This is a genomic window from Paenibacillus sp. GCM10012306, assembly GCF_042649265.1.
GTDB lineage: Bacteria > Bacillota > Bacilli > Paenibacillales > Paenibacillaceae > Paenibacillus_AQ.
In genome coordinates this window covers 410,727-425,358 of the sequence record NZ_JBHRYW010000001.1, presented here as the reverse complement: position 1 = coordinate 425,358, position 14,632 = coordinate 410,727, and the positions used below count along the sequence as shown (strand labels likewise).

Genomic DNA, 14,632 nt, shown 5'->3' with positions numbered 1-14,632 from the left:
ATACGTTTGGATGATCTTCAAATGTTTTACAAGTGTTCTGCGCTCCTACAGTTCCAAACTTCCCCCTTCATTCCTCTTCGCTTTTGTCATTTTCTTTTGTTCGGCTTATATAACTTTCTACCAAAACGCGCAAAAGCCCGCCGTATCTGATAGATACGACAGGCTCTTGTTACAATAAACAGATTATAGTACTACGATGATATGCGAAAGCCGCCGGATTCCTGCTGCAAGGTCCACAGCTTGGCGTAAAGCCCACCCTGCTCCAGCAAACGTTCATGACGGCCCTGTTCCACCAGCCTGCCGTCCTCCAGCACGATGATGTTGTCGGCACCGCGGATCGTTTTAAGCCGATGAGCGACGACAATAACAGTCCGCCCTGTGATCAGGGCGTCAATCCCTTTCTGAATCTCAGCTTCATTTTGCGGATCAAGCGAGGCTGTGGCTTCGTCCAGCAGCACCACTGGCGCATTTTTGAGAATAGCGCGAGCGATGGAAATGCGCTGTTTCTCCCCACCGGATAGCGTGCTACCACCCTCACCAACCGGTGTATCATAGCCTAGCGGCAGCTTCATGATGAAATCATGACAACGCGCCATTTGAGCGGCCTGCCGTACCTCTTCGCTTGTAGCCCCCGGCCGTCCAAAGGCGATATTGTTGCCGATTGTGTCCTGGAACAAGTACACATCCTGAAACACCACCGAGATCGAACTCAGCAGATGCTCCGGCTCTGTTTCCCGCAAGCTGCTTCCCCCCTGCAGGACACGTCCCTGATCCGGATCGTAAAACCGCGAGATTAGCCGCAGCACGGTACTTTTTCCGCTGCCCGAGGGTCCTACAATGGCTGTCAGGGTCCCCTGAGGCATTGTAATACTCAAATCCTTGATCACCGGCTTTCCGCCGTAGCTGAAGGTTACATGATCGAATTGAATTCCACGATCAGCGGGCAGGGGTTCGGTGTTCCCGGTCATTACCGGCTCATGGAGCAGATCCACAATCCGTCCGCCTGCTTGCTCGTTATAGCGGAATTCAGCGTAATTGGAGAGAGCCGTGTTCAGCGGATCATAGATACGAGTCCCGATAATGAGGAATACCGCCAGCTCCAGGATACCGATCTCTCCACCCAGCAGAAGCTGGACGCCCACGAAGATCAGAAGCGTTAAACCGGCGCGCAAAAGAGCCAAAGCCAACAAAATAACTGGACCGAATATCCCCTCCAGCTTGATGCTTTCCTTCATCAGAACCTTGAACGAGTCGTCAAGGCGGACAAACCTGTCTCCAGTCAAATTGTAGGCCTTCATTACGCGAATACCGTTCAGGTACTCCTGCAGACGGTTCGCCGCATTCAGCTTGGCCTTCATGTGCCCTGCGCCCAGCTTGCGCTGCAACCCCGTCGTTACATACATGATCAACAGAGCTACGGGCAGGGCGGCGAACATGGAGAGAGCCATGCGCCAATCCAGCACGATCAGACCAACTAGCGCAAGGACCGGCAGAACGAAAGCCCCGGCCAGTTGGGGCAGCATGTGGGAGAGTCCGCTTTCCACCAGAGAGAAGTCACCCATCATCATATTGGCAAGATCGCCAGGATCACGCCGGGTCAAATAGCCCAGCGGGAGCTTCCGCAAATGTTCAGCAAGTTCAGCCCGGCCCTGTGCAGCCACTTCATAGGCCCCACGATAAGCTGCACGGTAAGCTGGAATCTCGCTGAGATACATTAGGAGCATTGATCCCACCAATCCGCCGCAAACCCACCACAGACGTTCGGTCTGCAGAACCGCTCCCGGCGTAATAAAAGGTGCAAAAATAAGTCGCACCGCTTCAATAATCAGGGCAAAAGGCAGTACGTTCACCAGATTGGATAATAGCGAATACAGGACAGGCTTCAGCAATTTCTCTGGATGACCAGCGGTAATATTATGCAGCATCTTCACGTCAGCGCCCCCCCTTTCTCGATAATCCAGTCTCCAGCATCACTGTAAGTGTGCCACATCTGGGCATAGAGTCCTTCCTTCTGCACCAGCTCCCCATGGTTTCCACGCTCTGCAATGGTCCCGTTCCGAAGCACTAGAATTTGCTCCGCATCACGAATCGAGGACAACCGGTGAGCGATGACGATAACCGTCTTGCCGCGCATCAGTTCAGTAAGCGCCAGCTGCATTTTATGTTCATTCTCTGGGTCGGCAAAAGCAGTCGCTTCATCCAGCACCAGAATCGGTGCATTTTTGAGAATCGCCCGGGCTACGGCAATTCGCTGTTCCTCCCCGCCAGAGAGATAGACGCCCCCTTCACCGATGAACGTATCATAGCCCTTCGGCAGTCTGGAGATAAAATCATCACACTGTGCCGCCCTCGCCGCAGCCTGTACTTCTTCCAGCGAAGCCCCCGGCTTGCCTACGGCGATATTCGCATAGAGGGTATCATAGAATAGAAAGGTCTCCTGAAAGACAAAAGCGACCGTGTTCATCAAATCATCCAGCGCCATTCGGCGGATGTCTACGCCACCGATACTGATTGTCCCGGATTGCGGGTCCCAGAAGCGTGGAATCAGGCTCGCTACGGTTGATTTTCCAGATCCCGAAGGACCTACCAGTGCAGTAACCTGCCCTTGTTTCGCCTGGAAAGACACTCCCTGCAAAGCATCAGCAGCCTTGTCCTCAGGGGTTCCGTAAGAAAAGGTAACCTCCGCAAATTCGATGTCAAAAGTGTACGGTGACTCCGGATCCTGCGGAATTGGCACCGGGGTCTGAGCCAGAAGCTGATCCATTCGCGCCACTCCCTCTCCGATATCCCGCGTACTGGAGGCCAGCAGCAACAGCTTGAAGAGTGGTGCGGAAATTCCCGGAGCCATCACTAGAAAGAATAGTAGCACTATAGCAAAAGACATATTATCCGGCTGACCGCTCAATAGAAAAACCCCTACCGGCAAAATAAAGGTGAACATAGATGACAACAGCGTTTTGAACAGAATATAGCCGTTCTGATACCGGTCTGTAATTTCCAAACTATGATCACGATAATTGACCATATCACTGTAAAACTTGCGGAACGAATGGACAGTCTGCCCAAAAACCTTCACCGCAGGCATCCCCCGGATGTACTGCACGGCCGAAGCATTGATCTGTTCCAGGGAATCATAATACAGCTTTATGCCCTCCTTGCCCTTGCTCCCTACCATCAGCAGCGTTTGAGCAATAAAGCCTAGCAAAATCGGCACCAGACAGGCAATCGCCAGCGGAGGACTCAGCCAGAACATGGCAAAGATCATCACTATGGTCGTAACCAGAGCACTAATGAGATCAGGCAGCTTATGCGCAATAAAGTTCTCCACCTTCTCCACATTCTGTTCCAGTGTTTTTTTGACCGCACCGGTTGAGGTACCTGTGAGGTAACCGAGCGGCAGTCTGCCGAGATGCTCGGTCATTCGCACCCTGAGATTGTACTGGATGCGAAACGCTGCAATATGCGAGCACATCCCCCCGGCATAGAGCAGTATCAGCCCTAAGACCAGACCGCCCAGCGCTATAAGTCCCCACTGCATCATGTAGCTCCCGTCCGCCTGTCCCGGCGTCGAAGCGTGGCGGAGCAGCTCCGCCAGCACAAAGTATACGGAGATATACGGTACCAGCATCAGCAAAGCACTGGCGGAGGACAATACACCCGATAGGAACAGAAGAGCTCTCTTTTCTCCGGCGATTTCCAGCAGTCTGGGCAGGCCAGTTTTGGTTTTACTCACAGTATCTTCCTCCAATTTTGTTTAAAAGCGCAAAAAAAGTGCACTGAGAATCATTCTCTGTGCACTATATTAGAGGAGCAATGCTGTCCGGCTCTACTCCTTACGGGATTATTATGAATCAAAAAGGGAGCAATCCAGGCAAATTCCCATCCTGAACGTCATCAGCCAACCATCCTGTCCGGCTCGGACCTGCCCCCCGGGAACGAAGGGCATATTCTCCGGGCCGAATCCCGAATTTCTTGCGGAATGCGGCCGCAAAGTGGCTGGCATTGCCGTACCCTACACGGTACGCGGCTTCCGTCACGGTCACGCTGCCTTGGTCCAGCAAATGACGGGCCTGCTGCATCCGTTGTTCAATCACATAGGCATGCACGGTATAGCCGAACATTTCCTTAAATCCTTTTTTGAGCTTGAATTCGTTGAGACAGATGCTCCGGGCCAGTGCTGCCAGTGTCGGTGGCTCGATATAGTCCCGTTGTAAAATCTCCCGGGCCTGCTGTAAGCTGGCCATATCGTCTTTGGAGAGACGAACGGTTTGTGGAATCCGCTCCGCTTCATACAGCGATTCATTGAGGTAGACGGCGAACAGCTCTAGCATTTTCGCTTCCAAATAGAGCTCCCTAACACCTCCACTATAGGGGCATTCCCAAATTTGCGACAGAACAAGCCGGATAGAAGACGTAATCCTATTTTTGTTGAAAAATACGGCTTCATTTCCGGTAAAACGAAGCCGTTCATCCTCGGTCAGTCCACTCGTCATCCGCTTGAACTGCTCTGGGCTCATATCCAAGCTGAGAAACCGATAATCGGCATCCCGCACATACTGACAATTCTCAGCCCGTACGCCGCCATAAAGCAAAGCGCTCTGCCCTGTGTCAAGGCCAAAGGTATCACCCTTAAGCGTAGTACCCCATTCAATTCCATGCCCAAGACAGAACACCAACTCTGTCCGTGGAGAGCGGAACTCTCCGTTAGCCTGTATGTCCCGGTTAAAAGTAAGGCTGAAGTTGGTCATCTGAATATTTCCTCGGGTGAGCAAACTGCGGCAAGCCCCAGCCCCTATCTCTTCCGGAGGCTTAATTTCGAAATGGCCTCCGTCAAGACGGTAGGTATGGCTGAATCCCTCGCAAGCAAGTGTCTTTTGAGCATCTATTCTTTCATGATCGTATACGTTCACATTATGTCCCATTCCTTAACCCCACTTCCTCTTGCTTTGGGTTCATTATATACGCAAATGAGAACTATTATCAATGGAGTGAGACGAGTTTAAGATTATCTATTAAAGCTCGCTCGTCACTACGGTGAATGTTTGGACTTCCGGTCGCTGTTGTCCCCAAATTTCTTCTTTATTACCGATTCCAACGGTTGAAATCTGGTGACAAAGGCGAACGCTTCGCTCCTACAGTTCCAACCATTCCCCTTCGTTCCTTCTGGCTTTTTGTTACTTTTTTTCATTCGTCTTATATAAAATCAAAGAGTACTTTACTGCCTCTAGTCTCCACACATAAAAAAGAGCACCGAGAAGTCCGTAGACATTCTCGACACTCTTATTCTGGTTAGGAAGGCAGCTTCCTATTTTCACGTCAAGGCATAGCTCACATTTCCAGCGTACCCAACGGGAGGATTAATTACTCTTGCTTCGCACTTCAAAGATCGCGAATTTCAGGTAATGCCCTTCATCCACACCGAGAATTTGCGGGTGGTCCTTGCCAGCGGCACGCCACTCTACCAGTCTAAGCACTTTACCAGCATCCTTGGCCGCTTCGCCGATGGTTTCCAGGAACAGATCCGGCTGCATATGATAGGAGCAGCTTGCCGTTACTAGATACCCACCTTCGTTCACCAGCTTCATGCCGTGCAAGTTAATATCCTTATATCCGCGGCAAGCTCCTGCTACCGCGCTTCTAGTCTTGGCAAAAGCAGGCGGGTCCAGAATTACGACGTCAAAGGTCCGTCCGCCGCCAGCGGTCATCGGCTTGGCGGTATCACTCTTGGCCACCTTGGCGCCAGAAGCAGACTGTCCCGCTCCTGCGGTGGCACGTTCAGAGCGTTCTTCCAGCCCCTTCACCTGATTACGCAAGTATTGGAATGCGTCATCGACCACGAATTCCACCCGGTCACTGAATCCATTCAGCTCCACGTTGGTCTTGGCACTTTCAATTGCATGAGCGGATACGTCAAGGCAGGTCACCTTCTTGGCTCCGTATTTGCAGGCATGCAGGGTGAAACTTCCTGTATGCGAGAAGCATTCTAATACTGTAGCCCCATCCCAGTATGGGAAGGTCACGGTCTTGCCGCTCTTGTTAACTGGCAGCACCTGGCGGGAGCCATCCTCGGCCTCCACTTCCTGCAGTGTAATACCGCTGCGTTCCCCCCAGCCTGTCATTAATGGTGCAATCGAGGCCCGGTTCTCACGCTGATCGAAGAAGTAACCGGTCTTCTGGCCTTCCACGATATCTACGATCAGCTTCAGACCATTCTCGGTAACCGTCACATGACGGGGACATTCCCCGTAAAGAAGCCCGGTTACCTGCTCCAGTCCCTCCAGCTCGCGCACGCTAACGTCGCTGCGCTCATAAATCCCGCGCGGTGCCATCACCTGCACCAGCGCCTCTACAATCTCTGCACGCCGCTTGTCCATACCAAGCGTCAACAGCTGCACGACCAGAACATCCCCGAACCGGTCCACAATCAGTCCCGGCAGAAAATCGGCTTCGCCGTAGACCAGCCGGTATGCGTCTGCGCCGGGCAGGAAGCGATTCCGGTGACGCAGGCAGTTCGTGAACCGCTCCACGAAGAATGCTGTGTCCATCTCTTCCAGATGCTGATGGGAGACGACGCGGACCCGAATCTGTGAAGACGGGTTATAGTATCCTGATGCCAGAAAGCGGCCTTGATGATTCAGAATATCGACCAATCCACCAGCTTGTGGCTCTCCTTCTACTGAGGCCACTTCACTGCCATATACCCATGGATGGCCCTGCTCCAGTCTTTTTTTACGGCTGCGTTCCAAAATTACCGATGCCAATGACTTCAACTCCCTGATCTTATGGTTTTATACATGTCTACTGCGCTGCATTCATATATTGGTGTACAACCCCAGTCAAAGGAGCATGTTGTTATGATCCGTGATCTGTTGTTCCCTGTCATATATGGTCTTGTTATTTTTCTGGCCGGTATGAAGCTCATGGAGACGTCCATGACCCGGCTAGCTGGCCCGCTGCTAAGGGCCGGATTGAATAAAGCAACGGCTACGCCGCTAAAAGGCATGATATCCAGCAGTCTGCTATCCGCCCTGCTGCAAAGCAGCACCGCTGTCACCGTGCTGACGATCGGTATGGTGAATGCCGGGCTGCTTACTTATGCCCGCACACTGGGCATTATTCTCGGCAGCAACATCGGCACATGCCTGACTACGGAACTGATTGGACTGCAGATCAGTTCCTATTCCTCGCCACTACTGGCCGTCTCACTCACCCTGTGGGGTGTTGCGGTCATCCTGGGTGAGCTGTCGCCTAACCATCCCGCAGCGTTATCGCTCCGGCGGTTATCCACGCCACTCCAATACACTAGCCTAGCTATCGCCGGTTTCTCGCTTGTCCTGTGGGGCATCAAAGTCATGCAGTCGATCGGCCCTGCGCTGCAAGAAAACGGACTGTACTGGTGGTTCCTGGATCATGCGGCCACCAGCGCCCTCTGGGGCATCATAGCCGGTGCCTGCCTGACAGCGCTCGTACACAGTAGCGCTGCTGTTATCGGTATGGCCATCGGGGTTGCTACCTCGGGGGCCTTGCCAACCGAAGTAGGGATTGCCATTGTGCTGGGCGCGAATGTCGGCACATGCGTCACCGCCGTGATCGCATCCATCGGCGGCTCCATGGCTGGAACCTTCGTCGCCTGGACGAATGTAGCACTTAACGTAGGCGGCGCGCTGCTGTTCCTGCCGCTCATCGGCCCGCTGCAGAGCCTGTCCGCCTGGATTGGCGGAGGCTCTGGCGCACAGATTGCGCACGCCCAGACCATTTTCAACGTCGTCTGCTCCGCGCTCGTCCTCCCGCTGTGCTACTTGCAGTTATGGTCCAGGCTGGAGACCCGGTTCCAGTCCTAATATGCGGTTCCATAGCATACACCTTACCGGCTCTTCTGCTGTCGCTGTATTATTATACTTCAATTGGGCTTTTTCATCTAATACAAAGAAGAAAAGATGCCCGTCATAAAAAAAGAACTGCAAAGGCCCGATAATCAGGTCTGCAGTTCTTTCTGTCTTTCAACTATTTTTAAGCATAATGCTGCAATTACTTAACTGTGACAGAGACCGTTACAGTCTTGCCGTCGTATTTGCCCTTAAAGGATGTCGAACCCTTTGCCAGTCCTGTAATGCTGCCAATTGACCATTTGGCTACCGATGGCTTCGAGTTGGTCCAAGCTACAAGACCTGTCACATCAACCGTTTTACCATTATCATACTGAGCTGTTACCACTATCGTTTGCTTGGCGCCTGGAGCCAGCTTGAGACGTGTTTCATTCACGGTCAGCTTGGTCAGCTTAGGAATTACGTTGACTTTCAGACTGATATCAATGCCTTGATAGGAGCCATTCAATGTAGTCGTGCCTTCAGCTATAGCTTTTACGGAAGAGCCAGTTACCGTAGCCACTGCAGGATTACTGGATTCCCATTTGATGCTGCTGGACAGGTTACCAGTTTTTCCATTGGAATAATAAGCTGTTACTTTAACTGTCTTACTGCTCTTGATGTTCAGATCCAGTGAAGCCGGTTCAACCACAATCTTGGTGATCTTCTGCTCAATGGTTACCGGGATTGAGATAGTCTTGTTAGCATACGTCCCTTTCAGGCTCGCGCTGCCTTTAGTGAGACCTTTAATGGTCTGACCGCTTGTGCTCGTCTTGAGTACGGCGTTCGTGCCGGTAATCTCCCACTTGATCTTATCCGCGGTCTCACGTTCGTCCCCGTTCTCCATAACCGCTTTTACTGTAGGCAGCGCCTTCTCTTCACCGGTCACCACCACAAGGTTGTCCTCAGATCCGATCAATACCAGTACTTTATCCTGAATTGTAAGTTTCAGTTCCACGCTCTTCTTGCGGATATCCGCTTTGGACGCGGTGGCGCCGCCCTCTTTAATTTTACCATACAGAGTGACAGTACCTGCAGCTTTGCCTTCAATCTTGCCGTCCTTGATCAGCGCGATCTCTGCATTGCCGGACGTCCACTCTACCTCTTGGGTGAGATCAATCTTGCTGCCGTCGAGTTTGGTTCCATCTACTTTTGGCAGGCCCAGCGTATCGCCTCTGAACATCTCTTGCTCGGTCTTCTCGATAGACAATGCTGTAAGAGTTGGCAGCACCTTCACCTTAATATCTCTGCTGATTCCTCTGTACTCGGCTTTGATGGTAGTATCGCCCACACCTTTGGCTGTAATGTCTGCAGCATCAGCTGCTGCTTTAGTTGTAGCCACCAGTTGGTCACTGGATGTCCAGGTGGCGTTCAGGGATACATTCAAAGTGGAGTTAACCGCATCTCTTACCTCTGCCTTCACATCCAGCACTTCGCCCATGAACAGTGTCTGCTCCTTGGCAGGTGTCAGCAGCAGGGCTTCATAAGGCGAACGGACATAGACATCTACGGAGGCTTTGACACCCAGACTTGTAATCGTAATCACTGTTTTACCCGTAGTCAGAACTTTGAGTTCCCCGTCCTTAACTGTAGCTACAGCTGGATTAGAAGAGCTCCAGTCTCCCTTGGTAGTTAAATCTTCCGCTTCCGATGCCGTAGCCGTTTTGCTGAACGCCGTCAATTTGATAGGATTGTCCCCGATCAGAGTCTCAATATCCTTGACCACCTTGCCGTTCTGCTTGATTTCAATCTCAGTATAAGCAACTTCTACTTCAGCCTTATATGTAGCCGTCAAGCCTTTGTATTTCGCTGTAATGGTAGACTTGCCCTCTTTCAGAAGATTGACTTTACCATCCGATATCGTCAATACACTGGTGTCAGAGCTGGACCATTCAACATCTTTGGTAACATCAGTCGCTTCGGTAATGGACTTTCCACCGAGCACCGTTGCTTTAATCGTCCGCTTCTCTTCGCTGTCTCCCAGCTTGTAAATGCCATCTTTATGTTCAATCTTCAGGTCTTTAAACGGATGGGTAACCGAGACCTCGATTGTAGTCAACGCAGTATTATAAATCGCAGTAATTGTAGCTGTACCACTGTCGAGCGGGGTCACAAGACCATTCACAACCTTAACAGTAGTAGTATTAGAGGAGCTCCAGCTCACTGCGCCCGTCACATCTTTCTTGGAGGTAGACCCTTCCACATTGGCGAACACTCTCAACTGTTTCGGTGACTGCCCTACAACCAGATCCAGCTTGGCCGAACTCTCAAACTCAATCGAGTTGATGTCCCCCTTCTCCGCAAAGACACTTGCCGGGAATACTACGGTAGCCAGCAGTGCTATGATGAGAAGCAACTTCGTCATTTTCCTGTTCACAGTCATCATTTCTCTCCTTCATTTCTGATGTTGTCCTGGGAGGGTACATTCCCACACTCTTCCACTACTATCGACATTTTGCATCGAAGTGTTTACTCTTTCTGAAATTAAGGGGGCTGGAAATCATAATTCAGGACTTTATGACTATAAAAATTCCGTGAAAAGCAGTTCCATCGCCTTATGCGAAATTTGTCTGCCGACTACTACATCTTCTTAAAAAAACGCTCCGCTCCTACAGTTCCAAACTTTCCTCTCCGTTTCTTCTCACTTCTTGTTATTTTCTTTTGTTCATCTTATGTAGAACATAAAAAAAGCCAAGCAGCTTCTCCAAATTATTCTGAGGAATCGCTGCTTGGCTCTTGTCTCTGCAAATTTTAAAGCGATAGACTCGCCTGTTTCACACTAATCAGCTCGCCACGGCATTCATTCACGCCGGCTTGCGTGATTTTCACCTGGCACAGCTCACCTTGCAGGGAATCATCGCCTTCAAAGAAGACCTGCAAGTAATTGTCGCTGAAGCCATGCTGTGTGCTCCGGCCTGGAGCATCCTTCGCAGACCGTTCAGGAATCACGTTCAGCGTCTGGCCTACGAACTTCTGCGCGTACGCCAGCTGCATTTCCTCTGACAAATCAATCAGTTCCTGCACACGGGCATTCTTGATCTCTTCATCCACCTGATTATCCATACGAGCAGCCGGTGTACCTGTCCGTTTGGAGTACGGGAATACGTGCATTTCCGAGAAATTGACCGCCTTCATAAAATCATATCCGGCGCGGAACATTTCATCGGTTTCTCCCGGGAATCCGACAATGACATCCGTAGTAATGCCGACATCCGGCATAGCCTGACGGATCAGCTGCATTTTGGCGTAATATTCCTCGGTTGTATACTTCCGGCGCATCGTCTTCAGCACATCGTTATGTCCAGCTTGCAGCGGGATATGCAGATGACGGCACATTTTGGAGGAACGATTCAGCACCTCAAGCAGCTTCTCATCAATCTGACTAGCTTCAATGGAAGAGATGCGCACCCGCTCCAGTCCGTCTACCTTATCCAGCTCCCAGAGCAGGTCGGACAGACGATAGTTGTCGAGGTCATCACCATAGCCGCCGGTATGAATACCGGTCAGAACAAATTCCTTGTACCCGGATTCCACAAGCTGACGCGCCTGCGTGACAATACTCTTCGGATCACGGCTGCGGGACAGTCCGCGCGACCAAGGGATAATACAGAAGGTACAGAAGTTATTGCAGCCGTCCTGAATCTTCAGGAACGCCCGTGTCCGGTCAGCAAAGGCCGGTACGTCCATTTCCTCAAACTCACGCGTCTTCATGATATTGCGAACCGCATTCACCGGCTGGCGCGACTGCTGAATGTTCTTCACATGCGTCATGATTTGATCTCTGTCCTGGTTGCCGATAACTAGGTCGACACCAGGAATATCAAGAATCTCCCCTGGAGACGTCTGCGCATAGCAGCCTGTAACAGCTACGATGGCCTCAGGGTTGCGGCGCACAGCGCGGCGGATCATCTGGCGACTCTTCTTATCACCGGTATTGGTAACCGTACAGGTATTGATCAGATACACATCGGCGGTACCCTCGAAATCCACCTGCTCGTAACCTTCATTTTTGAACAGTTGCCAGATGGCTTCGGTATCATAGAAATTAACTTTGCAACCCAACGTATAAAACGCTACGGATGACATCTCTCAAGCTCCCCCCATTTCTCCGGATTCATATAACAGGCATGCTGCAGCTACCATCCCTGCCGTCTCGCAGCGCAGAATGCGCGATCCAAGGCCCACAGGCACAGCTCCGGCTGCCTCAGCCTTCACGGCCTCATCGGTCGTAAAGCCGCCCTCTGGTCCAACTACCACCATTATTTTGACAATAGACTGGTTCTTCAGGGCTTCAAGCTTTGGAGCCGCGGCACTGCGTAATTGCAAGCCCTCTTCCTTCTCATAGCAAAAATACACGGCGTCATATTCCGCAAACGATTGCAGCAAAAGCTTCCAGGATACCGGCGGCTCTACCAGAGGGATAATGTTCCGGTGGGCCTGCTCCGCGGCTTCCTTGCAGATTTTGCGCCATCGTTCCAGACGCTTGCCTTCCTTACGTTCGTCATATTGCACAATAGTGCGCTCTGACAGGAACGGCTGAAAGGACACGGCACCGATCTCGGTACATTTCTGAATCACGGTCTCCATCTTGTCGCCTTTGGGAAGGCTTTGGGCTACTGTGATCTTGACGCGTGCTTCATGCGTCATCTCCAGGACTTCCACTACATTCGTCGTAATTTCTCCGATTTCAATCTGAACAATCTCAACCAAGGCTTCACGGGAGGACCCATCGCTGACAATCAGCTTGTCCCCTTCCTTGCCGCGCATGACCTTGGCGATATGGCGAGCATCCTCGCCGCCGATAGTTACGGTATCGCCGCTGAACTGCTCCGGCGTCACAAAATATCGTTGCATCGTATCAACATCCTGTTCGTTATTCAGGCGCCGGGGGACGCCAGACCTGCCTCTGCAGATTGACTCCCGTCATCCGGCGCAACATAATCTGCCGTCTTAACGCCAAAAACCATCATACAACGTTTGCCATGTTGTGACCAGCCTTATTCCCCCGCGTTAGCTGCCAAACATCCAGAGAAACAGCCTTAGAAAACCTCGGGTCATTTCATCGCCCCAAATATGCAGCGGGGTAATCGTGTACATTCTTAGTGCCGGAATAAATAGAATCAGTAGGAAAATCAGGCTTCCCCATTGCTCATACTGCTGCAGTCGCCCGCGAAGCGGACGTGGGGCCAAATCCTCGACAATCCGATAGCCGTCCAGTGGTGGCAGCGGGATCAGGTTGAACAGGAACAGGAAGAAGTTCCACTGAATGAACATGCCGAAGAACAAATACACGGCTTGAAGCAGCCGAACATTGGTAATCGCTTCGATCGTTCCCGTCGCCAGAAGCGCCGCGTAGATCAATGTTCCGATAATCGCCAGCAGCAGGTTACTGATTGGTCCTGCAATCGAGACGATAATGCCCATCAGGCGGGGGTTTTTGAAGTTGTCCCGGTTAACCGGAACAGGCCGCGCCCAACCGAAACCGACCAGCAGCATCAAAATAACGCCCAGGAAATCAAAATGAACGGCAGGGTTCAGCGTCATACGGCCCATCAGCCGTGCAGTAGGATCGCCAAATTTGTTGGCAAAATATGCATGTGCAAATTCATGCACAGTAAATGCGATCAGTAGTGTGATCAAAAAGAACGGAAGCTGTTCAAGCGGAATACTAATAAAATTTTGCAAGAAATCCATCTTTACCTCTTTCCGGCTGTAAATGCCACCCAATCTTCTTCACGGGTAATTTCGATAATCTCAAAGCCGGAAGCCGTCAGCGCCTGTGACACCAGACCTTCCTTGTCCTTGTAAATGCCAGAGGTAATGTAGATGCCGCCTGGCTTCAGCGCCCGGTAGACATCATCTGTGAACAACACGATAATCTCTGCGAGAATGTTAGCTACCACAATCTGCACTGGCAGCGTAACGCCAAGGCTGTCCTCAGCAGGATTGGTCTCAGGCTGTACAGAGGCATTAGCCTCTGGTCTTGCCGATGGCCACATGTCTCCGGCTGGCGTATCTGCAGCCTTTTCGCCGCCCAGTAGCGACAGCAGGTCACTTTCTTTTACAGTAATGGAATCTTCAAGCCGGTTCAACGCCACGTTCTCCGCAGCACTCTCTACAGCAACGGGATCAAGATCCAGCGCCAACACAGAGCCTGCGCCCAGCAGCATCGCGCCGACCGCCAAAATACCGGACCCGGTACCGACATCAATGACTTCTTCCCCACCTGTGATATTCTTCTCCAGTGCCCGCAAGCATAGAGCTGTCGTGGGATGTGTGCCTGTACCAAAGGCCATACCAGGGTCGATCTCAATAATTTTTTCGTTTGGACTTTCCGGCGTATACTCTTCCCAGGTCGGTTTGATGGTCAAACGCTCCGATACACGCAGCGGTTTGAAATACTGTTTCCAGGCATGTGCCCATTCTTCATCATCTACAGTTTTCCAGGAGATCTGAGCCTTGCCCGGATCAATGCCATATTCCCGCAGTTCCTCTACACGGGGAGTCAACTCCGCAATCACTCCATCCATGTCGACAGATTCTGCATAGTACCCCTTAATTACTGCTTCCCCTTCGGGAATATCATTCAGCGGCTCGTCATACAGTTCACCGTAGCGGGTATCCCGCTCTTTGCCCAGTATGCCGGATTCCTCGATGGAAACACCGCCTGCGCCTGCTTCATATAAAAAATTGGATATCATTTCTTGAGCTTCTTCGGTTGTATGTATCGTAACTTCATGCCATAACATCTTGTTGGAATCCTCCTT

Annotated in this window: 10 protein-coding genes; 1 reads left to right on the top strand and 9 read right to left on the bottom strand. The window is 51.4% G+C overall.

Annotated elements, in window-relative coordinates; translation table 11 throughout:
• Positions 1 to 191: 191 nt before the first annotated feature.
• From ACFORK_RS01850 to ACFORK_RS01835, 4 genes are all read right to left on the bottom strand, one after another.
• Entirely contained in the window at positions 192 to 1,931 is a 1,740-nt protein-coding gene (locus ACFORK_RS01850) for an ABC transporter ATP-binding protein (protein ID WP_379195030.1), read from the bottom strand.
• Complete coding sequence (locus tag ACFORK_RS01845) at positions 1,928 to 3,733, bottom strand: ABC transporter ATP-binding protein (protein ID WP_379195028.1); 1,806 nt, start codon at positions 3,731 to 3,733, stop codon at positions 1,928 to 1,930. The genes ACFORK_RS01850 and ACFORK_RS01845 overlap by 4 nt, the downstream gene beginning before the upstream one ends.
• Before the next feature lie 118 nt (positions 3,734 to 3,851).
• On the bottom strand, positions 3,852 to 4,910 hold the full coding sequence (locus ACFORK_RS01840) for a helix-turn-helix transcriptional regulator (RefSeq protein ID WP_379195026.1): 1,059 nt from the start codon (positions 4,908 to 4,910) through the stop codon (positions 3,852 to 3,854).
• 447 nt (positions 4,911 to 5,357) lie between these two features.
• Positions 5,358 to 6,761, bottom strand: a complete 1,404-nt coding sequence (locus ACFORK_RS01835; protein ID WP_379195024.1) for a class I SAM-dependent rRNA methyltransferase — start codon at positions 6,759 to 6,761, stop codon at positions 5,358 to 5,360.
• A 93-nt stretch (positions 6,762 to 6,854) separates the two neighbouring features.
• Here ACFORK_RS01835 and ACFORK_RS01830 point away from each other — a divergent pair, with 93 nt between their 5' ends.
• Positions 6,855 to 7,841 carry a Na/Pi cotransporter family protein gene (locus ACFORK_RS01830; protein ID WP_379195022.1) on the top strand — a complete coding sequence of 329 codons (987 nt, stop codon included), beginning with the start codon at positions 6,855 to 6,857 and terminating at the stop codon, positions 7,839 to 7,841.
• 187 nt (positions 7,842 to 8,028) lie between these two features.
• On the opposite strand, the gene ACFORK_RS01825 is transcribed toward ACFORK_RS01830, so the two are convergent.
• From ACFORK_RS01825 to prmA, 5 genes are all read right to left on the bottom strand, one after another.
• Positions 8,029 to 10,230: a translocation/assembly module TamB domain-containing protein gene (locus ACFORK_RS01825; protein ID WP_379195020.1), complete on the bottom strand. Its 2,202-nt coding sequence runs from the start codon at positions 10,228 to 10,230 to the stop codon at positions 8,029 to 8,031.
• 386 nt (positions 10,231 to 10,616) lie between these two features.
• A complete protein-coding gene (gene mtaB / locus ACFORK_RS01820; protein ID WP_379195018.1) occupies positions 10,617 to 11,951 on the bottom strand; it encodes a tRNA (N(6)-L-threonylcarbamoyladenosine(37)-C(2))-methylthiotransferase MtaB in 1,335 nt (444 codons plus the stop codon).
• A 3-nt stretch (positions 11,952 to 11,954) separates the two neighbouring features.
• Entirely contained in the window at positions 11,955 to 12,719 is a 765-nt protein-coding gene (locus ACFORK_RS01815; protein WP_379195015.1) for an RsmE family RNA methyltransferase, read from the bottom strand.
• 156 nt (positions 12,720 to 12,875) lie between these two features.
• On the bottom strand, positions 12,876 to 13,559 hold the full coding sequence (locus ACFORK_RS01810) for a site-2 protease family protein (RefSeq protein WP_379195013.1): 684 nt from the start codon (positions 13,557 to 13,559) through the stop codon (positions 12,876 to 12,878).
• A 2-nt stretch (positions 13,560 to 13,561) separates the two neighbouring features.
• Positions 13,562 to 14,614 carry a 50S ribosomal protein L11 methyltransferase gene (gene prmA / locus ACFORK_RS01805; RefSeq protein WP_379195011.1) on the bottom strand — a complete coding sequence of 351 codons (1,053 nt, stop codon included), beginning with the start codon at positions 14,612 to 14,614 and terminating at the stop codon, positions 13,562 to 13,564.
• Between the last annotated feature and the right edge of the window lie 18 nt (positions 14,615 to 14,632).

What these genes read in the sequence shown, in the direction of transcription:
- ACFORK_RS01815 (WP_379195015.1), bottom strand. Translation starts at nt 12,719, where the DNA reads ATGCAACGATATTTTGTGACGCCGGAGCAGTTCAGCGGCGATACCGTA.
- mtaB (WP_379195018.1), bottom strand. Translation starts at nt 11,951, where the DNA reads ATGTCATCCGTAGCGTTTTATACGTTGGGTTGCAAAGTTAATTTCTAT.
- prmA (WP_379195011.1), bottom strand. Translation starts at nt 14,614, where the DNA reads ATGTTATGGCATGAAGTTACGATACATACAACCGAAGAAGCTCAAGAA.
- ACFORK_RS01825 (WP_379195020.1), bottom strand. Translation starts at nt 10,230, where the DNA reads ATGACGAAGTTGCTTCTCATCATAGCACTGCTGGCTACCGTAGTATTC.
- ACFORK_RS01810 (WP_379195013.1), bottom strand. Translation starts at nt 13,559, where the DNA reads ATGGATTTCTTGCAAAATTTTATTAGTATTCCGCTTGAACAGCTTCCG.
- ACFORK_RS01830 (WP_379195022.1), top strand. Translation starts at nt 6,855, where the DNA reads ATGATCCGTGATCTGTTGTTCCCTGTCATATATGGTCTTGTTATTTTT.